The following is a 21,918-nucleotide window of genomic DNA, read 5'->3' on the forward strand; positions in this document are numbered from 1 at the left end:
GGCGTATTCTAGGAGAGGGGTAAAATAGCAGATTTAATACTTTTAGTGACACTCTCACTTAGTGGGGTAGAACTGATGAATAGCAACAGGAAATTAACGCCGGTGGTTATTCAAGTTGCAACTGTAATAATGTTTGCACTCGTATCTGCAGCAATACCGGAATATACGTGGATATTCTTCATACTATACTTCGTTGTGCTAACGGTAATTATGATGAGAACAGCTGGAAAGGGCATGAGAAAAGTAGCAGAGGTTAAAGGCTCCCCGCTATTTAAGGAGGAAAATGCAGCATCGATCATGGCTAGTGACGCAGCCTTGTTTAAGGAGATAAGAGAACAATTTAAGCTGGCGTTCTTACCGATGGTTTCGCTAGTAGTTGTCATATTTATTTACCCGGTATACTGGCAGTACCTAGATCCGTTGGTGAGGGACGCCTTGCACAGTATCACAGATAATGCATTCATTACGAGGTTTGTAGAGTTCCTAGCGTTCTACGCGTTTTTAATAGCCGTTATGTCATTACCGCGAATGCTCATTACGCGTAGATCACAGCAGAAGAAGCAACTATACATCCCGCGGACATTTTCCGTGTATAGAGATGGTATTTACCTGGAAGGAAGAATGATCGAGTACTCGAAAGACGCATGCTACAAGGTGGACTCTAAGCGGAGATTTGTTGAAATTCATAGCCCTAAAGTGCCCTTTGTGATACGGCTATACACGCTTGAGGTCTCTAAACTAGCTGACCGGTTAAAGGAGGTGGGGCTGTACGAGTGTAGAGTCTAGTGGGAAACGTAAGTGCATCGTATGTGGTAGGGTGTTTCCGCAAGGTCAGGGTGTTGTAATAAGACTCGGGGATGAGGTGTTGGAATTTCACAGTTCAAGGTGTTTTTCGAAATTCGCAAAAACGCTCCTGGAGAGAATACCGTTTGATAGTATTAAGGGTTATGTGAAAAAAGTCCGCAGTGAATATGAAGAGCTAGTCACCGAGAAGCAGAAACTCAGAGCCAAGCGAATAGCTTAAAACCTAATTAGGCATGTAAACAATAGTGATTTTGGGAGATGATGATACTTGTCCCCATTAGACTGCGAAGGATGAAGACATTACCGCGGCCTGATGATCAGCACTTCGCCTTGTCTCCCACGATCTTTCTGAGCTTTTCGAGGGATTCATCGTCTAATCCAGCTTGAACCAGGATGCCTATTGCTTTTTCAAACGCGTCCTCCTCGCTCGCCGCGTTTACGTTCACTAGTATGTTAGTGCCTTTAACGCATATGCGGTACCTCACTTCACCTAGTAATTCGTAAACTTCGACTACCTTTAAGTCGCTCTTAGAGACCATTAAGGATCCACCTCGTGCCACAACATCTTAACCGTTTCATACACTTCGCGCAGTCCTATAGGCAGGGGCTTCGTCCCTGCGATGATCGCCATGAAGTTGGCATCGCCTACCCATCTGGGCACTACGTGTACGTGAAAGTGATCGGGTACCCCCGCTCCAGCTGCCCGCCCAATATTAGCACCTATATTGAATCCATCCGGGTTGAAAGCCCTTCTCAGCACTTTAACGGACTTCCTGATTAGTAGTACCATTTCCGTAGATGTACTATCATCTAGTTTAGTTAAGTCGGCTACGTGCGCGTACGGGGCGATCATCAGGTGACCGCTATTATATGGGTACGCGTTAAGGACCACGAAAGCGTGATTTCCCTTATAAACTACAAGTGCTTCGTCCTCTTTCATTCTTTGTAGTGCGCAAAACAGGCAGTCCTTCCCCCCTTCATCCTGCTTTATACTGAACTGCTTTATGTAGTCATATCTCCACGGATTCCACAGTATTCTCATGTAACGACCCCGAGTAACAGCGATGCCATGGTTTTAAGCACCTTCACGGATCGATCGTCAAGAGAACCTACTCCTCGGCATCGCGTATGCCTTCTTCGGTGATCGCGAACACCGCTTCCCCTTCAGGTAAGTGAGGAGCATCAACTACGCGGGCTATTCTCTTGCTTCCCCTAGCCTTCTTCAAGTATACTCTCACACCTGGCACATGTGCCAGTACGTGGCCCCCCACGGCAACTGTGGGGTCGCCGTAGAATACATCAGGACGCGCCATTACCTGGTTTGTGACAACGACCGCTATATTGTACGCTTCAGCGAGTCTAAGTAATTGGTGTAGGTGAGCGTTTAGTTTCTGCTGTCTTTCAGCCAGGTGCTCTCGACCGGGATACTCTGCTCTAAAGTGGCTCGTCACGCTGTCTATAACGACTAGTTTAACCTCGTTTTTAGGTACGAATGAGAATAGTTCATCTATGGTGGACATCTGATGATCACTGTTATACGCCCTCACATAATAGATGTTTTCCATCGTCGCATCGGGGTCCAAGCCCACTGCCCTGGCCATGGCCTCTACTCTCTCCCACCTGAAAGTTCCCTCAGTATCTATGTACACAGCTCTGCCTGAGAGGCCTCCTTTCTCGTAAGGTAGTTGTACGTTTACGCTTAGTTGATGGCATAACTGTGTCTTACCGCTACCATACTCGCCGTAGAATTCTGTTATAGTCTTCGTTTCTATACCCCCTCCTAGGAGCTCGTCTAGGGCCCTACTACCTGTCGTTACCTTCCTTACGTTTAACCTCTCTTGCTTAACCTCCCTCGCAGTCTTAAACTTTATACCAAGTAACCGTCTGGCGTTTTCAATGATTTTCTGCATGGTGACGGCCGGTATGCCCGTCTTTTCGGCAACTTCCTCTGCCTTGGCGACCGCGATCGTCCACGCTGACACGTAACCAGCGGCTTCTAGCTTCTCGGCTATTGCTGGGTTTACTCCGGGAATTTCCCTAATCGATATGAAACCTGGTTCGCCGGGGTGCTTCTGTTCCTTGGACACGACAGGTCCCCCTAGTTATAGGATAATTTTTAAAACGTTTATTATACCAGAGTGTTTTAAGTGTACTAAAACGGGTACGATGGGAGAGCGCGGAATGAGGATTCTAGCTATCCACGCCAAGCACTTCTCCTATGAGGTAATTGAGCCGGCTATAGATGAACCCGAACGCGTAACGGGGGAATTGAAGAAGACGTTTGAGAACGTCTTGGTGCTGTTCACGAGTGTAGAGGTCGTCGATGACCTGGACATCGTTGATGACGTTGTATTAGAAGCAGGTAGGCTGGTCGAGCAAATTAAGCCGTCCGAGGTGCTGATCTACCCGTATGCACACTTATCACAGAACCTCGCACCCCCCGGCAAAGCAGTGGAGATCCTGAATAAACTACTTGCAGAGGCATCCCGCCAGCTTAAAGTACCAGTTTACAAGGCCCCCTTCGGGTGGTACAAGGCATTTAGGTTGGAGTGTTACGGGCACCCGTTAAGCGAGCTCTCACGAACGATCACTAAAAAGGGGGCTACACAGCAGAAAGTCGTTATCGAGAAGAAATACTACGTAATGACCCCCGAGGGGTCAATATTCAGGCCCGAGGAGTTTGACTACTCAAGGTACCCTGAATTGAGAATCCTGGTTGACAAAGAAGTTTATGGAAAGGAACTTGAAGGAGGGGAGAACAGGGTAAATAGCTACTGTAAGAAGTTTGGCTTCGAGTGGGAGACCATGAGCGATCACGGGCACATGAGGTACAGCCCGCCGGCAGCAGTCATCATGGAGGCTGTGTCGAAGTATTCGTGGCAGGTTGCAAAGAGCCTGGGCATACCTGTGTTCAGGGTTATGGGAACCAACATGTTCAGTCTAAGGGAAAGGCCAGTATACGAGCATGCTCTTCTCTTTGGAGATCGACTGTACGAAGTCGAAGTGGACAACGAAAGGTACGTTTTACGCTACGCGGCGTGCCATCAGCAGTTTGCGATGCTAAAAGACTGGATTATAAGTTACAGGGACTTACCTTTCGGCGTGTTCGAAGTCGCAGATAGTTATAGGCTTGAGCAGAGAGGTGAAGTAAGCTTATGCTTCAGGCTTAGAAAGTTCTACATGCCGGACCTCCACATTCTCACTAGAGATCTAAAAGAAGCGGTGGAAGTCGCTAAAAAAGTTCAGGTGAGGATCCACGAAGAGGCGAAAGCGCTTGGAAGAAGATACATCGCACTATACAACGTTACGGAGGACTTCTTAATGAACCACAAAGAAGACTTGTTAGAATTCGTAAAGAACGAGAATATGCCAGTACTGCTGGCTGTAATTCCGCCCGGAATATATTACTGGGTTATAAACGTAGAGTACCACATAATTGACAACATCGGTAGACCGAGGGAAATAGCAACGTTTCAAATAGACGTAGGGAATAGTAAAAGGTTTGGTATAACTTACGTAGATGAGAAAGGCGAGAAAAAGCACCCTATAATAATACACACGGCAATAATCGGTAGCATTGAGAGATACATATACATGGTCCTCGATACGGCGGCAATAATGGAGAAAGAGGGTAGGACCCCCCATTTACCGACGTGGCTAGCACCGGTACAGGTAAGAGTTATACCGGTGTCAAGGGAATTCTTAGATTACGCGGTGGAAGTCGCGGAAGAAGTTTCAAGACAGGGTTTTAGAGTGGACCTCGATGACAGAGACCTTTCACTAGGTAAGAAGGTAAGAGAGGCTGCAATGAGCTGGGTTCCATACATAGTCGTCATAGGACGGCGCGAAGTGGAGACGCACACTATTAACGTTAAAATCAGGAGAACGAACGAGCAGAGATCAATGGGGGTGAAGGAACTAATAAAGCTACTAATAGACGAGGTGAAAGCATACCCTCAAGTGGATGCAGCCATGCCCACTAGACTAAGCATGAGGCCCGTATTCTAGTTGTCGGCCTTCTCGGCCTAGACGAGTCCATTGGTTTAAACTCCTTAATGGTGCGATGAAAGCATGGTGAAGCCGAAAATAAGGTTTCTCGGAAGGCACCTGATGATGAAGGGTACATATGTCGAGAAGCTTCTCCGTAGTGAAAAGAAAGCCACGATCAGGAAAGGCATCTTCAAGCCAAAGTACGATGAAGTGATCATACACGCAGGCGGTAAGCCCGTTGCAAAGGCCAAAATTAAGAGAGTTTACTACAAGAAGCTAAAAGAGCTGGGCGAATATGAGGCGCAGATAGAGGGGTATACAGACGTAGACGGCTTAATAAGTGAGTTAAAGCGCGTTTATGGACACGTGCACGATGACGACTACTTCACGATAATAGAGCTTGAAGTAACGCAACGGCTCGACGAACTGGTAGCTGGGGATCCGTACTGCGGGCTCAAACCGGCTGATATAGCGAGAATAGCCTTAAGGTACCTAGATACCGAGCTAACGGAGCTGGAGAAGCGGGTTTTACTGAGTCTGACCAGGACAAACAGTATTAGAAAAACAGCAGTAGTTGTGTTCAAAGACATTAATAAACGGGGCACGGTTAGAAGGATACTGAAAAAAGCGCTTCAAACCCTAGTTGAAAGGCGGCTTTTACGCATAAGGGCGACTCCAAGTACAGGTGCACTAGGAGAAGGTGAGCGGAGTACATGGGGCACTGGGTACTCAAGTGTAGAGAATGCGGAAGAGAGTGGATACTCTTAGTTAGCTTTCCTCTAAAACGGGAATTCGGCCAACTCTACCATTACTGTGAGAATTGCGGTAGAAACACCTTTCACGATATCATTGAATACAGCGAAGATGAACCTGGCTCGCAGCCACGGTCGCGCGAACCACACAACCTTAATTAGGAGGTAGTCATTTATTCGTAATAGGTGATGAGTCCCCATAAATTGAGTTGAGTAGTGAAGAAACCTGTCTCAGCTGATCGGGACCGTGAGTGCTTCAGATCTACGATTACGTGGTATAGTTTAAGAGTGCCTTAAACACTCGTAATACCCACATGGCGTCAGTATATCGTAGCTATAGAGGGAGCGGCGGTAAAGCGCTTAATGGATAGGTTACTAAGTACTTACTTTCAAATCGAGTCTTGAATGGACTTGGTTAAATGCTGAATCGATGTGATGTTTCGACTCGAAATTAATCTATCCAGTCACCAGTAGAGATCTTCTCGGGGATGTACCTGTCAGCCAGGAACTTTAGGCCCTTGCTCGCTAGGGCCTCTATTTCCAGCTTACTTAAGGTGTTAAAGAATATGCAGAGCTCCCTGATCCACTCAGGAGCCGAGAACCACGGATAACCCGTTAGACCTTCTTTTTTCTTAATTTTACTCTTAGCTTCCCTATCCTCGATGCAGATCTCCGCCACTTTGTAGCCTACGAGCTCGACGGCGCGCTCTAAATCCCTGGTCTTGGTCTTAATGATGAAGTTAGTCCTTTCCGAGTCGCTTAGGTAAGGAGCTTTCGGCTTTAAGCCACTTATACCTGGGGTTATCTCCTCGAGCACTCTCCTAGCCTCCTTGTTTTTGAGTATTTTTCTAAATGCTTCATCGCCGAAGATATCAGTCATCATGACTCCAATGAACTTCGCGGAAGGGGTCGCTAGGCGCTCGCTCTCGTAAGACAGCGTAATACTTCCAGCCTTGAAGACGCTGTAGATGTAGAACCCGTAGGGGTCGCTATTATGGTATACAATGCCGAACCCCCCAATGAAGGAGTTACCGGTGGGCACGGCGAAGTCGTAAACATAGCCTTCGTACTCTTCCTCCTCAACGGATTCCACCTCGGCTAGTAGTGCCTCACCGTATACTACAGGAGCGTGGTCCCCCAGATCCTTTAATAGCTCACCTTCTGCGATATCGCGTAACTTTACCTTGAATACGGCTCCATCTACTACGGGACAGGCCACCCCTTCCCCGTCCGCGGGCTTTGTCAATTGTTTTTCAATGCTTCTCGTCAGCGAGAGACCATAAACTGCATCGGTGGAGGGGCGCCCCTGTTCACGTAGCCCGGCATCCTCGCTGGTCAGGTACTCGTATACTTCGGGTGGGGTCCGGCGAATATCACGGGTGATTTTCACGTGGACAGCGTTGCCGTCCTCCACGACGGCAGGGGTTACACCAAGCATTTGTAGTAGTAGAAATACCTGTCGCGCTAGTACAGGGTTGCTGGTTGAATACACCACGTCTTCGTGCTCGTTGACTCGACCCGCACTATCTATTAAGCCCTTCAGATAGGCCAAGATCACGTTTTTCGCCGAGTTGATTATGATGGCCGGAACACGCTTGTCTCCCTGCTCGCCAACTAATCCCAGCTCTTTGAAGAACGTAAATAGCGTCCGCGATGCCACTATAACCCTCGCTCCGTCTCTGCGCGTTGTGAACATTAATAACGGCTTTACGTTAAACCTTTCCCCGATTACCCTAATCACTTTTAGTACTCTATCGTAGTTCTTCGAGTCCAGGTGAAAGGCCAGGAACCCTGACCCGATCTCACATCCTCCCGCGGTGTAAAGCCCCATTAGCCAAGCCAGGTCCTCGTCAAGTTCTACCCCGCCCGGTATAACGCGCTTTGATCTAGATAGCGCGAATTCTACGGTCTCGTGAACCCCTCCACCGGACGGGTGTCCCCACCCGATCGTTTCACTGTTTGCAAGCAATTTAACGGAGTCTTTTAGCTTAACTTTTTCTCTAACAATGAGAAGACTCGTTGTACTCTCTTTCGATGCTTCTTCGATGGATGGTGATGGCGCGTGGGAGCTTTGAGGTAAAGGCAGCTTCTTGGCCACTACGATGTAGTCCCCAGGCCTAATGTACTTCGCGGGCACAACCTTTACCTCCCCATCATGGAAAACGAAGAGGGAATGCCCTTTAGTGACTTTCACGGTCCCTCGTTCCTTGGTTCTAATTTTCAGGATCCGGTCTTTGATTTTATGCCTATAGATGTACGATATGGGGGACCAGGTTATTTTGCCTGTTGCCGGGTCCCAAGAGAGGACTTCTAGTGGTGCTTTTACATACTCCCTATCAGCGCCGGAGAAGTACTTTCCCACGAGCTCTTCCACAGGCCCGATCGCAACCTCTCCACTACGCGAGTCTCTGACGGCAACGACTTCCTCTGCTGGAATGCTATCAGCTAATATGTAAACGGGTAATTTGTATTCGTCACTAAGTCTTCTAACAAACCTCCTCGTTGCGCGATCAGGTTGTCCCGCACTTGTGATCAGTACTGCTTTGTGTTTTTTCCAGAAACCATACCTGTGAAGCTGCTGAAAAACAGCGTCCTTTTCCACTACGAGAATGTATTCTGCGTCTAGGTCGAGAAACTCTATAAGGTCAGGGGTGGGTTCTATTGCATATGCTCCGTGACCCATTTTACCTAGATCTATGGTATCGTCACCGCTTCGAATAACCATGTTACCAACGACTTTACCCTTCTCTTTGCTTAGTATTAGGAGGTCTTCGCGGAGAATAGATAAGTACACTTCCAGGTCCCTTATAACGCTATCAGACTCCCGTTGCTCATCCCAAGTATTTTCACTAACCTTCTTCCCTGTAATAGACCTAAAGCTAATTGTGTGCTTGCCTCTATAGTACAGGTCACGTATAGTTGGGTACTCGTTGTTTTTAAGTGCTTCAAATATAATTGAAGCCATCAATATTGTCTGCATAAATTTCTTCGACTCGTTGACATCGGTAAAGGATCTTTGTTGAACCTCGGGGCCTAGAAGGAGGATCTTGTTATTTAGATCATATATGGTGTTAGAAAGCGTTCTTTTAGGGATGACAAGTACGGGTTTCTCACCCCTATGAATCTGATCTAGGAGGCTTTTCACGGAGCTTTTGATTATCTCTAAGGCCCTGCTCCTTGCTAGTAAGTCTGCTTGTGAGGGCATTGAAAGCACCTCTAAGCCTCCGCTTCAACGGACTTTACAACGGTCTCAACCAAGCTGATCGGCATGCCGGTTTTCTTTGAAACTATTGATACGAGCTTCTCCCTAATACTGTTTTTCAAAGCAGTGAACTGCATCTCTTTCTCGGCTAGTATCAGTGCCAGGCTCCTAGCCACCTCTGGCACGTACTTAGCTACGGATTCCGCCCTCCTCATAGCCTCTTCCTCCTTAGCTTTCTTTGACAAGTACTGCTTAAGGCCTCTAGCAACCTCCATCACCGCAAGTTTTATCTCTTTTCTAAGTTCAGGCACATCTGCAATGCTTTCCTTACCAACGCCCTTAAATGGTACCTTCGTGCTACACACGTGGACAAGGATAACCAAGGGAGCTGGGAAACTTATCGCGTAGTGCTCCCAGCTAATGTCCTCCCGTACTACATCGGTCACGACGTCTGTTCCCTCATCATACAGGAGGGGTATCTTATTGGCGTACCTAAGAATAACCGGCTTATCCTCGCCTATCGGGGCTTTACCTCCATAGGCTATTCCGGCTTCAACTATGAATGGATGGCCGTTGTACGCTCCCGGCCTCCTGACGACTGCGTTTACGTATTCGGGGTTAAATGCCCGCTTCAAGCCAGCGGTGATGATCTCCTCGCCCAGAGGTGATAAAGCTCGTGGTGAAGGAGGCCGATACCTATCATAGGATTTCATGGTGTTTACCAATGCCAAGAGCTCTTCCTCGGTTAACTCGTTGGGGCTTTTAGCAGGATCTATATTCGCCTTCGTGAGGATGAGCTTGGCTGTCGCCTCGCCGATACCTTGAAAACTCTCCACGAGCAACTGCTCTACTGTCTTGGAATTTCCGTTCTTCACCATGTTGTTTATTAGCTCTAGATCCGCGCCTTGGGGGTGCGGCTTTGTTTCAACTGGTGGTCTTGGTAATGTGTTGATTATGCGATGGTAGTACACAACCTCGTTCTCGGGCGTTATGAGCACGATGTTCGCGTAAGGTAACACGATCGCCGTCCTGTATAAGTACTCTAGCACCCTGTGCCTGGCCCGATTCCAGTCGCCTTCAATAGTTACCGACACCACCGTACCATGCCAGTCTCTGCTCTTTCTCCAACTACCGGCTTCTATCACTACTGGTTCGTTCTTATCCACGTCTATCCTAAGCTTGAAGAAGTATATTCTCCTGTACCCCGCCTTGCTGGTGATCACCTCTACGGGCCTGCCAGTTGTCATTTGAGCGTAGAGCACGACCATTTTCACTCCTAAACCGTACATGCCCCGTGATTGCCTCAAGATGTACTTACTGCTGAAAAGCACCTTCCCGAAAGCGCTAGGTACGATATTAGGCGGTATTCCAATACCATTGTCTTCCACGGTTATTTTGTAAAAGTCCTGCGTTTCATCAGCTTTCTTGATGGAAACCTTTACATCCGGCAAAATACCATGGACATCTGCAGCGTCAAGGGCGTTTTCCACGAGCTCCCTTACAGTCTGATACACTGCCTTAGCGGGGTTTGAAAAGCCCGTTACCTCTCTATACTTATAGAAGAACTCCGCGGGGCTTAACGATCTGTATACTTCCTCAACACCGCTCATCGCGACACCGTTCTGCAGTGTTAATATCATCATGTATTGCGTTATAAGCGCTTAGGAATACTTTCGCTTAACCCTATCCAAGTACGTTTTTATACTTTTACAGAGTGACCGCTAAAATCCCTCTGCTATAATCTGGGTGCCCGTGCATGAAGGGCATATCCGGAATAGTCGCAACAGCGATATTACTAGCGCTGACCATAGCAGGGGGCGTTCTGATGTACACTTATGTGACAAGCTACCTGAACACGGCCGTGGATACGGGGAAAATAGTGGTTGAAAACGCCTACTACATAACACCGCTTAAGAGGCTCACTATAGAGGTTAGAAATGTAGGAACGCGCGAAGTAAAAGTCAACGGCGTTGACATGATCCTCTCGGGTACTGCGCGCAGTGACACTAGAAACATTACCCCTCCTCTATCAATTTCGCCTGGGGAAGCGAGGCAAATTGTGTTATACGATGTTAACGAAGCTCCTCAATACGTAATCATAGTGTACGGTAACGGCTCGATGACAGAGCCCGTTCCCGTGAGGGTGCACTAAACACGCTGGGTTAGAAATACATGTTAAAATCACTTATCAAGGCTTTTTTCACTCTCCCCCATGTACTAGGTCGTACTTTACCCGGAGATGACCTATATCGGAGGGATCGGTTTTTAAAAGACATTGTAGAAACGCTCGTAAACTCCTACGTTAAGAGATATAGGCTAGAGGATGTGCAATTAGATAATACGTTGTTGACGTACAGTTTGAGGGGTTTACTCAGCATACATGTTGGGCTTCTCGGAGAGGAACTGTACTACGTCATCCAGGAACCCCCAACCACGGAAACAGAATTGGGTGGCGTCATAGACAGATTCATAGTTAACATCACGAGTAACAGGGATCAGGGTGAAGACTATAGATTTAAGGGAGAAGACGTAGCGGGGGACATGGACAAGATCACGTATAATTTCATCAAAATAACCAGTGGATGGGGGCCGTTAACGCCGTTCATTCTCGATCCCTACGTAGAGGACATTTCCCTTAGCAAAAGCACTGGCAGAGTGTACGTTGTTCATAACAAGTTTTCGTGGATGGGGTGGCTAAAATCAAACATGGTGCTAGAACCCGAGCTCGTAGACAGATTAGTCGTATCGCTATCACGTAGAATTAAAAAGCACATCTCGTTTGTAAATCCTCTCGCCGAGGGTGCTTGTGGAGACGGCTTCAGAGTAAGCTTACTTTATGGAGATGCTGTGTCTCCCCACGGCAGTAGCCTAGTTGTAAGAAAGCGTAGCGGCATTACTTGGACTATTACAAAGCTCATAAATGAGGGCTTTTTAACATCGATCATAACATCCTACTTGTGGCTCGTCCTCGAGAACAAGGGCTGGATCATAATAGCCGGGCACGTGGGATCGGGTAAAACAACGCTACTTCAAGCACTCCTATCGTTAATACCACCATACAAAAAAGTAATTACAATTGAGGATACGCCCGAGATATCGGGTACTACTGGTCTGTGGGAGCCCTTAGTTGAGAAGAGCGAGGTTTTCACACAGACTTCACAAATAGACTCTTTCACTCTATTGAAATTCGCTCTAAGAAGAAGACCTGACTACATCGTTATCGGGGAAGTACGAGGAGTCGAAGCTAGATTGCTCGTTCAAGCATCGCGGTTAGGGCACGGCGTGCTGAACACAATACATGCCGATAGTCCTGAGTCCGTACTAAAGAGGCTAATAGCGCCGCCTATTTCGATTCCAAGGAACTTGCTTAACAACATATGGACCATAGTACTCACAGGCGTGCAAGGCAGTAAGAGAAAGGTCGTTTCGCTCTCCGAGATAGGTGACGACACTTCGCCGGCGGAGGTGTGCTCTAATACGGATGAGAGTTGCGCCATAGAAAGGGTCGTGAGCTCCTCCACGAGGTTGGGGCGGCTCTACTCCTCTAAGGACGAGCTGTACGGAGAAATAATTAGGAGAGCGGTTTTTCTCGAAAGGCTAGTTTCCAAAGGGATATTTACGATCAGCGATCTAGCGGTCAAGTTGCTCGAGTTCTACGGCAAGGTAGAGGAGGCTGTAAGGGAGTATCGGTGACCCAAGCCGGTAGCCGGGTGTAAAAAGGTGAAGCTGAGTAGATGTCTAGATGAGAGCTACTTGGACTTCTTAATGCACCTGCACGGGCTCGAGATCAACGGCTTAAAGGCTTACGATTTATTTAGCGCTATTCGCAAAGAAGAGGTGGAAATAGCAGATTGCTACAAGGTCTTAGCGAGACTGTATGGTTTGTTGGAAACCGCACTTGGTGATCCGCAGTTAGCTCTATATAAACTAAGCGATATTGCTTCAGGCTCTAAGCTCACGAGTTTTTTAAGAGGGTATGGAAGTGTGCTCTTGACGAGTGGTGATACACGGACATACGTATCAGCGGCGCTCAGAACGGAGTTCGCAGCGCTTAGAGCTAAAATTGGTGAAAAGCTCAAGTTCATTGAGGTTCTCTATGAAGCGATATTAGTGGCGGTACTAAGTATTTCTATCCTCTCGGTACTGCCGTTATGGCCTTTACCGCTCGTTGTAGGCATTTTCATTCTACAACTCGTAGGGTTAACGAGTTACATCACGGCTGTTTACGTGACCAAGTGGATGTACTATAACACGAGTGCCCTTTCAGCTGCGTTGGAGGTGTTTTTCATTTTAGCGTCGAACCTACTATTAGTATCGGTACTATACGGTCTCGTAGTGCACTTACTAGTATTTGGTGTGCTATGCGTAATTGTAATGAAGCCCGTGAAACGCAGAGTAGCGATTGAAGGTGAGTCGTTAAAAATACTGAACGATACGTACTCTCAAATAATGCTTGGAGAGCCGGCGGATATAGCCCTACTGAACTCTTTGAAGAGGTCTCCGCTACTAGAGTTTAGACTACTTCTGCATAGCTTATTAAGCGGCTTTAGGGCAGCGGAGATCATTCGTAAACTGAAATTTCCCGTACTGGCCTTCAAGGTGATGTCGGGGCTAGTGACCTTAATGCATTACAGCCCCCCGAACAGTACCCACGTGACTTCGATAATTCAGTTTGTAGATGAGGTCAGTAACCTTAGGAAATACGTTGAGGAGAAGGCAAAACATTACTTACTCTACTCCGGGATCGTCGTTTTACTAATCGTTGCGTCTTACGTGATGATCGCGAGGATGCCAGCAGTCGTGAACGCCAATGCAAGAGTTCTCGGGGTTTATGCATATGTTAGTGCAATTCTAACGGCCATGCCCGCGTGTCTCTTAAAAGACCGTACTTTCATAGGCTCGAAACTGGCCGTACCGGCAACAATCCTAGCATCCATGACATTAGTACTCCTATACACTGGCATATTTTAGGTAAGTCAAGAATACGATGCGATAACTCGTTGAAACGATAGATCCTCGAGGTGCTCACGGCTTACTACAGTACATGGCATTTACATTTCTTTAATGGTATTAGTGCGTGTTAATGGAAATAGCTTCGTGGAAATCTTAATGTGAAGCTATTTTAGGGGGGTCCTCGGATATTACGGATCGTGGGGAACGCCATGTCTACGGGGTCTCTTGCAGAGCACTACATTGCAGAGATGAGGAGAATTTCAAGGGAGGCGGCAGAAACGGACTATGTAATGCCGATCTGGCTACCCTTCATACCCATGATACTCATTCTCATAGGACTCCTCGCATCTATCCCAGCACTATTAGGGGGTGAAGGGGCCCTCGCAGGCCTGGGAGCCTTCACTGTGCTAATATTTATAGGTGCTATAATCAACATATACGTGCTGTACAAGTGGATTTCTAGGAGGAACAATCACTTCCGTAGAACGGCAAGCCTTTACGGAAACCTAGTATCTGCCCTGGAATCGCTGAAATTAACCGATGCCGAGGTCGCGCAAATTAGGAGTAGTGTACAGGAAATGCAGTACGAAGAGCGGGAGAAAAGCGCGGCGTTGTGGATCATACTATCACTCATCGTAGGAATAGTCATACTCTATGTGTATCACTTCTTAAACAAGGACTTCCACAAGCACGAGCGGCGAGAGGTGGCGATCTACGAAAACCTGGCAAGAATCTTAGAGAGGAGAGGTATAGCCGTTTCAAGGCTCGAACCACGCATACCTAGTAGAAGTACGATACTGTACATTGTGTTGTCAATAATAACGCTCGGCATATTTGGGTTATACTGGATCTACACCCTCACAAGGGATCCGAACGAGCACTTCAGGGCCCACCACTTAGTTGAGGAAAATGCTATAAGGGCGCTAGAACAGCTCGCTCGCACTCCGGCGAGACCTTAGATCCAGTCCCAAATACATTTTTAATTAAACCACCTACTCCTCGTTTACGTGGCCCCGCGTGAACACGCGCTTTTCACGCCTAATCAGGTAGAGGATCGCGGGCCCGCCGGGATTTGAACCCGGGTCCTCCGGCTTAGAAGGCCGGCGCCCTATCCTGGCTAGGCGACGGGCCCTCGCGTACTAATAATGAGTTTAATGGGGGTTATTTTTATACATTTTCCTACACCGCTCTTACTGTAGCACGCACATTGTGCTTTTGAGCGCCTCTAAAATTAAATTGATGTTGACGTTCTGGCCTCTTAGAACCACATGATCCTCTTTACCCCCTCCTTTAAAGCCTTGTTTTGACAAGTACTGTACTGCCTTTCTCAAATCAATCCGCTGTTCACGCGCTTTTAGGGGGTCTATGGAGATCTCCACTACGTTTTCGAACGCTATGGCGGTGAGAACTTTACGTTTAAATGCCAGTTCCTCCACTAATGATCTGATCAGCTTCTCGTCCGTAACGGGTAACTCTATATAAGTGAAGGGAACGTTACATATAGTAGTAACTTCTTTGAGGGCTTTCTCGAGAAGCGCGCTTTTAACCAGTTCCCTGTACTTGCTGGTTACTTGCAACTGTTTCTGGTACTCTTCGTAAAGCTTCTTCACCGCCACTACGACATCCTGATCCTTAGCACCAATTGCAGCGAGCACGGCACCTCTCTGCTCTTCGAGGCTCCTACTGTAATCTACGAGCCTGGTTCCGGCGATGAATTCAAATCGAACTACGCCGTCCTGTATTCTCTCGAAGTTTATCACCTTAATTCCACCTACTTCTGACGTATTGTATACGTGTGTACCATAGCATGCCTGGGCGTCCCAGCCAGGTATTTCAACTATTCTGAGAACAGGAGCATATATAGCTCCTCCCTGGTGTATTCCGAGACCATACTTTTCCTCTGCTTTGAACCTATCAATGAGGTGAAACTTCAGGTCTAATCTACTGTTCACAACGCTGTTAGCTAGATCTTCTATTTTCCTCACCTCATCGGGCGTTACCGGCTTGTGATGCGTAATATCTAAACGTGCTTTTTCAAGCGTTTTTTCAGCACCAGCCTGCCACACGTGCTCTCCGAGAACCCTTCTCGCTGCCGCTAGCATTATGTGTGTGGCGGTGTGATGCTTCATCAACTTGTACCGTCTATCCCAATCTATCTCTACGATTACCTTATCGCCCGGCTTGAACGGTGGGGCTCTGTCGAGTACGTGTACAATAGTATCTCCTACCTTGCCCACGTAAACTAACCTGAACGCATCGCCGCCGAACCGTATGACGCCCTCGTCGTGATCCTGCCCTCCGGCCCACGGATACGCTATGGTAGCGTCAAGTACGACGTAGTTGCCCTTGACCCCGATAACGGTGGCCTCTAAACTCGTAATGTAAGGGTCTTCGTGGAAGATCTTCCGGGTTTCTCCGAACCGGGAAGCCCACTCGGTAACATCTACTGGAAGCTCGCGCTCCTTTGCCTTAACCAGGGTGCTCGGCGTAGCGTGCCTTTGCGCTATTTTCGAGTAGAAGTCTTGAGGTACTTCCACGAGTACCCCACTTGCAGATGCCCGCTCAGCAATAAACTCCGGGGGTATTCCATGCGAATCGTATAATTCGACTAGGTCCTCTACCGTTATAGCTTTCTTTCTCTTAATTAGCTTGTCTACTATTTCCACCCCCTTTAAAACGGTACTGATGAACTTGTTTGCCTCGACTTCGAGGACCTCTAAGATGTAATCTCGGTGTTTACTGAACTTCCCATAAATGTAATCGCCATTCCAGAACACTATTTGCCGGTCCGCGAGCTCCACGAGAACCTCCGGTAGCTTGTGGTACTCTACCCCGAGCTTTACGAGGCTTCTCAGTAGCCTCCTAATTATGAGCCTGGCTAAGTAGCCTTCACCAGCGTTCGAAGGTACGATGCCATCGGATAGCATTAGAGAGGCTGTCCGTATATGATCAAGAGTGCTGTGCAGGTATACGGCGTTTACAACGTCTCGGACGTATTCCGCGTACCTGCTTTGCCCCACTTGCTTTACGAGGTCGTCAATCCCCGCTATCTCCCTATCACTCAGTAGGTAAACGATCTCCTTGAACACGTGGTGAGGCGGCTCCTCGACTCCCAAGATATTCCTGTAATCTTCAATAAGCCTGCCGTATACGGCATGAAAGCCTGTAGGCGTTCTCTGGGTGAACCACGCGATTCTTTCGATCCCATACCCGCAGTCTACGACCAAAACGGGGTTAGGCTCGTACTTGCCGTTAACAACTTTGTAAGCCATGTGTACTAGAGTTGCGAGCTCCATGCCGTCTACCAGGACCTCGGGTGCTGGTCCTGCATTGCCTCCACCCTCCCACCAGCCCTCTTTAAACACCAAGTCATCGGCATCAACACCTATCTCCTTCACGAAGAAATCCATAGTATTGTCTATTATGCCTTCCGACCAGTAAACACTCTTCTCCTTTTTATTAAACGCGTGCATACCGCCCATTTCGAAACTGGAAAGGTGCCTTCCGAAAGTTAGTCCTACGTTATCTATATCTGCGAGCCTGATAGAAGGCTGAATTATTACGAGCGGGTTATGGGGTGGATCGGTTATGCCGTCTGTGGCCTCCGGTTGAAACACCACTATCGAAGCTATTGTAAGGTAGAGGTCATTCCTCCACTTTGCGAGAACAGGATAGGGATGGACCACTCCGTGACCTCGTTTTCTCAAGAACTCTATAAACCTTTTTCTGACCTCCTCAATACTTAAAGGAGTAACGTTCTTGTACTCCTTAAAGAGTAATTCATATTTACTGCAGGGGCGGTCAGGGCACTTATCTCTTGGAACCCTGCTCCAGAAATAACTACCACACACTTTACATTTATATCTCTCATAGCTATACTTTTCCTTCAAGTACTTGTAATTGACGTCCATTTCCACCGCTTATCACGCTATGTGTTTAGATTAACGAATGAGGTATTTATTTCCATGATGCTGGTGACTGGGGTGGAGGCCGGTTACGTGCTATTTCAAGCTTAGTAAAAATGATCCTTCGGGAAGCAGATTATACAGCAACTAGGACCTTACCCAAATAATGCGGCAAACCCTTCACTGAGGGCTTCTTCGCTGAGCTCCTTGGATTCCTCCTTCTCTTCCTCCTCTTCCTTCTTCTCGCTAGTTTCGGGCTGTGGCTGGGCTGCCGGAGCAGCCGTTGCTGGGGCTGCACTTACGGGTGCTACTAGTGCTTGTTCAAGTACCTTGGCTATGTCCACGTTTTTAAGCGCTGCTACTAGCGACTTCACCCTATACTCATCTACGTCAATACCGGCTGCTTTCAACACGTTTGTTAAGTTCTCTTCGCTAATCTCTTTACCAGCCTTGTAAAGCAGTAACGCAGCATATACGTACTCGATAACTACCACCTCTTACTAGCCTCTAGGTTAGGATGTGTTAAAAGGTTTTTAAATACTCCCATTATCCAAATAGTGCGGTAAACCCTTCGGCGAGAGCGTCCTCACCGGGCTCCTTAGTTTCTTCTGCCTTCTCCTTCTTCCCGCCTTGCTTTTCTTCGTGCTTAACCTGCTGTACCTGTTGAGCTTGCTGACCAGGTAGCTTTACACATGGTTTAAGCTCAGGTATGTATTTTGAAAGCTCAGTAGCTAGTGCCAGTGCTTTTAAGTAAGCCGTTTTAAGTACGTGTTCGGCCGTCTCCGGCGTTATGAAGCCAGTCTCAGATAACAGTGCAAGGGCCTGTTTCTCGGCTTTAACAATAGCCAGTTGTAGTACGGTTGGTTCCGGAATTAAAAGCTCCAACGCCAACTTCAGAGCATCTATAGTAGCGGCTCTAATCATTTCCTCGTACTCTGCGATGTTCAGCTTTAACTTATCGCCTGGTATTACTAGGTTTCCGTCGCGAGCACATTTAACCCTTATTCTAATCTCCTTGAGGGCGAGACCTAGTTTTTGCAGAAGAGCAGCTAAATCGGCTGATACTACATTACCCGGCTTGGCGATAACTGTGTCTTTAACTACGTAAACTACATTCCCCTCTACCTTGGTCGGGATCTTTAACCTGCCAAACACGCTCAATATTGGACCGGCAGGTAGCCCCGTATTACCCTCCGGTATGACTACTTCTCTATCTACTACTTCTCCCGGCGCATAGTAGTCTTTGGTAACGAAGTTTTCTACCATGCTTGCTAGTTCAAAGGCGTTAATGTTTGAAAATATGAACATTACCTGGCCCGTCATGTAAGGCTTAAAATACTCGGTCTGGAGAGCGAGGGATTCAAGCGCCTTCAACGCTACTTTTGGCTTTACCACTTTCAAAATAGCCACTTTGTCGAGCTTTTTACGTAACATCTGAACGTGCTTAGCCGGCACTCCAGATAGGTCTGCTACTAGGATCGTTCGGTGCTCGTTAGCTAACTTAGCGATCTCCGATGCAAGGCCTAATTTCCATTCCTGCACTTTCTTAGTGCGCAGACCAGACATGCTCATTTCCCTGTCACCTCAGCGGCCTATGGGAACTTCTATCGGCATGCCCATTGTAGTTTTAACAATGACTTTACCTATGTTTGCAGAACGCGCAGGCAGCTTGCTCTCAATGGATGAAAGTATTGTAACAGCATTTTCTGCCAGGTCTTCAGCCTTCATGTCCTCTGTGCCTATGGCCACCATTATTACGGGCTGGTCCTTGATCCTTGCCAGCACCGTGTTCTTGTACCTCGTCACCAGGGCCTTAATGGCGCTACCAGAGGGTATAGGGACGGGGATTTTACCCCTCGGGCCAAGCGCTGGCCCAAGAACCTTTCCAACAATACCCATTAACTCGGGTTTTACTAGTATCCAGTCGCACACGGATACCACCTTTCTTGCCTGCTTTTTGCTCATATCACGTAGTTCAGTGCTCAGTATTACCTTGTAGGCGCCAGCCTCTTTGGCGCTCTCGGCGATGTCCGCGTCTCCCACCACGCACACTCTGAGGTCCTTCCCCCTACCCCTAGGTAGGGGTACGGCTTCTCTAATCTTAAGTTGTGGGGATTTTATGTCAACGTCTTTTAGCACAACTATTAGTTCAACGCTTTGTTTAAAACCACGTCCCTTGCCAAGCTCTATAGCCCTTTCTATTGCATGAACAAGTACCTCCCTATTCACAGCTGACACCGGATCACCCCAGTTTCCTCCACTCCTCTTCATATTTCGAGATTACCTCATCGTAATAGCCTTGATCCACAAGCTTGATGACTTCTTTGGGATCTTTACTTTCAACCGTTATACCAATAGCGCGAGCTGTACCTAGAATAATTTTTACGGCTGTTTTTAATGTCTTTGCCGTAAGCTGGTCCTTTTTAATGATAGCTACCCTTATGATGTCCTCGATAGACACATCACCTATTTTTTTGTGCGCTGGGTCTCCTGAAGGTTCGCGGGCACCTGCCGCTTTCATTAGTAATGCTGTCGTGGTTGGAATGCCGACTTTTACCTCGAATTTACGTGTATCTGTATCGATTACGACTTCTACGGGCACGGACAACCCTTCGTAATCTTTTGTTGCATTGTTTATTGCATTAACGACCTCCATTATGTTCACCTTGTATGGAGATAGCGTGGGCCCTATTGGTGGGCCCGGCGTTACTTTGCCCCCTTCCACTATGAACCTTAAAGTCTTTTTGACCGTATCAACCACCCTTCTTCTTCACGTAGTTAATTGGTATTGTTATGGGTATTGAAAAAGTCGCCTCTAATAAGTTAACTGTAACTGTGCTTTTGTTCTTATCTATTGAAACGATCCGGGCCCTCATACCACGGAAAGGCCCTCTAGCGATTTCTACCTCGTCTCCAACAGCGATTTCTTCTACGAGAGTTTTCGGTCTAAGCATCGTGAGTATGTCTGCTAATGATACCTTTAGGAGTCTACTGCTTGATGCGTATTTGATGTTTGAAATGAGCTTGTAAAGCTCAGTTGGCTTCGTGGTTTCAACGAACACAAATCCCCTGACACCAGGAGCTACTAAGATGCTGGAAACCCCGGGTTCTTCCCCCTTACTTAGCTTCTCTAGTACCCTCCTCTCCACTATGAAGGCGACATCGAGCTCCCTACCAGCCGTCGTCTTAACGGCGAATATTGATAGCTCTGGTTCCCCGCTCATGATATCACCCCGCATATGGGAATAGAAGCGTGTAGAAGATTACCCTTACGACGAAGGCTATCAGACCCACTAAAACCAGACCTAGCACTGTTATCTTAAGAACAGCTAGGTACTCGTCTCTATCGGGCTTAGTCGCTATTTGAAGTATCTTCCTCCACGAATCAACGAGCTCTCTTAGATTCATCTACGGTCCCCACTCCTCGACTGGAAGCACCTTATCTACGTAATCTAAGGGATTAAAAAGCTTTAAATCCCTGTAGTCCTGACCCGTACCCACGAACACTATGGGCTTCTTCGCAACGTAAACAAGTGAAAGGGGGACCCCGCCCTCTTCGTAGGCATCGAGCTTCGTTACGATAAAGCCGTCCACGCCGACAGCTTTGTTAAAAAACCTTGCCTGCTCCACTGCATCGTTTCCCGTTAGAGCGTCGACCACTAATAGCTTCAAGTCGGGTTTAACAACCCTCACAATCTTCTGCAGTTCATTCACTAGATCAACATCCGTGTGCATTCTACCAGCTGTATCGACTAACAGCACGTCGAACCCCCGCGAAGAGGCATACGCTATTCCATCGTATGCCACGGCGGCTGGATCCGCTCCGTACTTACCCATAAATACTGGTATTTGCGTCCTCTCGGAGTGCTTTTTCAGCTGTTCCTGGGCAGCTGCCCTAAAGGTATCAGCGGCAATCATCAGCGGCCGCAAGCCGCGATCCCTTAAATAGACGGCAACTTTGGCGATCGTGGTTGTCTTACCGACGCCGTTCACGCCCATGAACAAGATTTTAAAGGGTTTTTTAGTCCTAGCAAGCGCCTCTACATCTACCGTTCCCGCCTCCTTGAAGTAGACTAGGAGTATTTCACGAAGACTTGCTATGAGGCGCTTCTTATCCCTGACACTTCCCTCATTTATTAGCGTGCTGAGTCTATTGGCAATATCCTCGGCAACCTCGTAGGCAACATCCCGGCTAACTAGTTCAAGCTTCAGCTCTTCTACAGCCTCCAGTAGCTTCTCCTTAGATGCGAAAATAGCCGATGCCGTGTCAATAAAATTTCTAAATACTTGCCTGAGCTTTGAAAGCAATTTA

The 21,918-nt window shown here is 47.6% G+C and carries 20 protein-coding genes, 1 tRNA gene and 3 pseudogenes; 8 read left to right on the top strand and 16 right to left on the bottom strand.

Going from position 1 to position 21,918, the window contains the following annotated elements; translation table 11 throughout:
* The first annotated feature begins 75 nt into the window (after window positions 1-75).
* Both QXU03_07120 and QXU03_07125 read left to right on the top strand, forming a co-directional pair.
* On the top strand, window positions 76-786 hold the full coding sequence (locus QXU03_07120) for a DUF2208 family protein (GenBank protein ID MEM2171504.1): 711 nt from the start codon (window positions 76-78) through the stop codon (window positions 784-786).
* Between the two features lie 79 nt (window positions 787-865).
* Window positions 866-1,024: a hypothetical protein gene (locus tag QXU03_07125; GenBank protein MEM2171505.1), complete on the top strand. Its 159-nt coding sequence runs from the start codon at window positions 866-868 to the stop codon at window positions 1,022-1,024.
* A gap of 97 nt (window positions 1,025-1,121) precedes the next feature.
* Here QXU03_07125 and QXU03_07130 read toward each other — a convergent pair whose 3' ends face one another.
* The 3 genes from QXU03_07130 to radA all read right to left on the bottom strand — a co-directional run bounded on the left by QXU03_07130 (window position 1,122) and on the right by radA (window position 2,891).
* Complete coding sequence (locus QXU03_07130) at window positions 1,122-1,343, bottom strand: hypothetical protein (protein MEM2171506.1); 222 nt, start codon at window positions 1,341-1,343, stop codon at window positions 1,122-1,124.
* Window positions 1,343-1,846, bottom strand: a complete 504-nt coding sequence (locus tag QXU03_07135; GenBank protein MEM2171507.1) for an HIT domain-containing protein — start codon at window positions 1,844-1,846, stop codon at window positions 1,343-1,345. Before QXU03_07135 ends, QXU03_07130 begins: the two co-directional genes overlap by 1 nt.
* 67 nt (window positions 1,847-1,913) lie before the next feature.
* A complete protein-coding gene (gene radA, locus QXU03_07140; GenBank protein MEM2171508.1) occupies window positions 1,914-2,891 on the bottom strand; it encodes a DNA repair and recombination protein RadA in 978 nt (325 codons plus the stop codon).
* Window positions 2,892-2,985: 94 nt separating this feature from the next.
* Between radA and QXU03_07145 the strand changes: the two genes are divergently transcribed.
* Window positions 2,986-4,812, top strand: a complete 1,827-nt coding sequence (locus tag QXU03_07145) for a threonine--tRNA ligase (protein ID MEM2171509.1) — start codon at window positions 2,986-2,988, stop codon at window positions 4,810-4,812.
* A 63-nt stretch (window positions 4,813-4,875) separates the two neighbouring features.
* On the top strand, window positions 4,876-5,562 hold the full coding sequence (locus tag QXU03_07150) for an ASCH domain-containing protein (GenBank protein ID MEM2171510.1): 687 nt from the start codon (window positions 4,876-4,878) through the stop codon (window positions 5,560-5,562).
* A gap of 435 nt (window positions 5,563-5,997) precedes the next feature.
* Here QXU03_07150 and QXU03_07155 read toward each other — a convergent pair.
* From QXU03_07155 to QXU03_07170, 4 genes and pseudogenes are all read right to left on the bottom strand, one after another.
* Window positions 5,998-6,540: pseudogene (locus QXU03_07155) on the bottom strand (DNA topoisomerase VI).
* 3 nt (window positions 6,541-6,543) lie between these two features.
* A pseudogene (locus tag QXU03_07160) lies at window positions 6,544-7,998 on the bottom strand (LAGLIDADG family homing endonuclease).
* Window positions 7,984-8,751, bottom strand: a pseudogene (locus QXU03_07165) (DNA topoisomerase VI). Before QXU03_07165 ends, QXU03_07160 begins: the two co-directional pseudogenes overlap by 15 nt.
* Before the next feature lie 11 nt (window positions 8,752-8,762).
* On the bottom strand, window positions 8,763-10,391 hold the full coding sequence (locus QXU03_07170) for a DNA topoisomerase VI subunit B (protein MEM2171511.1): 1,629 nt from the start codon (window positions 10,389-10,391) through the stop codon (window positions 8,763-8,765).
* A gap of 113 nt (window positions 10,392-10,504) precedes the next feature.
* On the opposite strand from QXU03_07170, the gene QXU03_07175 reads away from it, so the two are divergent.
* From QXU03_07175 to QXU03_07190, 4 genes are all read left to right on the top strand, one after another.
* The gene (locus QXU03_07175; GenBank protein MEM2171512.1) at window positions 10,505-10,900 is read left to right on the top strand and encodes an archaellin/type IV pilin N-terminal domain-containing protein; all 396 of its coding nucleotides are present in this window, start codon (window positions 10,505-10,507) and stop codon (window positions 10,898-10,900) included.
* Between the two features lie 20 nt (window positions 10,901-10,920).
* Window positions 10,921-12,441 (top strand): type II/IV secretion system ATPase subunit, encoded by a 1,521-nt coding sequence (locus QXU03_07180; GenBank protein ID MEM2171513.1) that lies wholly within the window; start codon window positions 10,921-10,923, stop codon window positions 12,439-12,441.
* A 27-nt stretch (window positions 12,442-12,468) separates the two neighbouring features.
* Window positions 12,469-13,719 (top strand): hypothetical protein, encoded by a 1,251-nt coding sequence (locus QXU03_07185; GenBank protein MEM2171514.1) that lies wholly within the window; start codon window positions 12,469-12,471, stop codon window positions 13,717-13,719.
* A gap of 191 nt (window positions 13,720-13,910) precedes the next feature.
* Window positions 13,911-14,660: a DUF4234 domain-containing protein gene (locus tag QXU03_07190; protein ID MEM2171515.1), complete on the top strand. Its 750-nt coding sequence runs from the start codon at window positions 13,911-13,913 to the stop codon at window positions 14,658-14,660.
* Between the two features lie 98 nt (window positions 14,661-14,758).
* On the opposite strand, the gene QXU03_07195 is transcribed toward QXU03_07190, so the two are convergent.
* The 9 genes from QXU03_07195 to ftsY form a co-directional block, all read right to left on the bottom strand.
* Window positions 14,759-14,833: transfer RNA gene (locus QXU03_07195), tRNA-Arg, on the bottom strand.
* Between the two features lie 58 nt (window positions 14,834-14,891).
* The gene (alaS, locus tag QXU03_07200; protein MEM2171516.1) at window positions 14,892-17,612 is read right to left on the bottom strand and encodes an alanine--tRNA ligase; all 2,721 of its coding nucleotides are present in this window, start codon (window positions 17,610-17,612) and stop codon (window positions 14,892-14,894) included.
* 149 nt (window positions 17,613-17,761) lie between these two features.
* Window positions 17,762-18,091, bottom strand: coding sequence for a 50S ribosomal protein P1 (gene rpl12p, locus QXU03_07205; protein ID MEM2171517.1), 330 nt, complete (start codon window positions 18,089-18,091; stop codon window positions 17,762-17,764).
* Window positions 18,092-18,152: 61 nt separating this feature from the next.
* Window positions 18,153-19,178 carry a 50S ribosomal protein L10 gene (locus QXU03_07210; GenBank protein MEM2171518.1) on the bottom strand — a complete coding sequence of 342 codons (1,026 nt, stop codon included), beginning with the start codon at window positions 19,176-19,178 and terminating at the stop codon, window positions 18,153-18,155.
* A 12-nt stretch (window positions 19,179-19,190) separates the two neighbouring features.
* A complete protein-coding gene (locus QXU03_07215) occupies window positions 19,191-19,844 on the bottom strand; it encodes a 50S ribosomal protein L1 (GenBank protein ID MEM2171519.1) in 654 nt (217 codons plus the stop codon).
* Window positions 19,845-19,848: 4 nt separating this feature from the next.
* Window positions 19,849-20,367 (bottom strand): 50S ribosomal protein L11, encoded by a 519-nt coding sequence (locus QXU03_07220; GenBank protein ID MEM2171520.1) that lies wholly within the window; start codon window positions 20,365-20,367, stop codon window positions 19,849-19,851.
* On the bottom strand, window positions 20,360-20,830 hold the full coding sequence (locus tag QXU03_07225; protein MEM2171521.1) for a transcription elongation factor Spt5: 471 nt from the start codon (window positions 20,828-20,830) through the stop codon (window positions 20,360-20,362). Before QXU03_07225 ends, QXU03_07220 begins: the two co-directional genes overlap by 8 nt.
* A 4-nt stretch (window positions 20,831-20,834) precedes the next feature.
* Window positions 20,835-21,014 carry a protein translocase SEC61 complex subunit gamma gene (locus QXU03_07230; protein ID MEM2171522.1) on the bottom strand — a complete coding sequence of 60 codons (180 nt, stop codon included), beginning with the start codon at window positions 21,012-21,014 and terminating at the stop codon, window positions 20,835-20,837.
* A complete protein-coding gene (gene ftsY, locus QXU03_07235) occupies window positions 21,015-21,914 on the bottom strand; it encodes a signal recognition particle-docking protein FtsY (GenBank protein ID MEM2171523.1) in 900 nt (299 codons plus the stop codon).
* Between the last annotated feature and the right edge of the window lie 4 nt (window positions 21,915-21,918).

Source organism: Desulfurococcaceae archaeon (assembly GCA_038845865.1).
GTDB lineage: Archaea > Thermoproteota > Thermoprotei_A > Sulfolobales > Desulfurococcaceae > UBA285.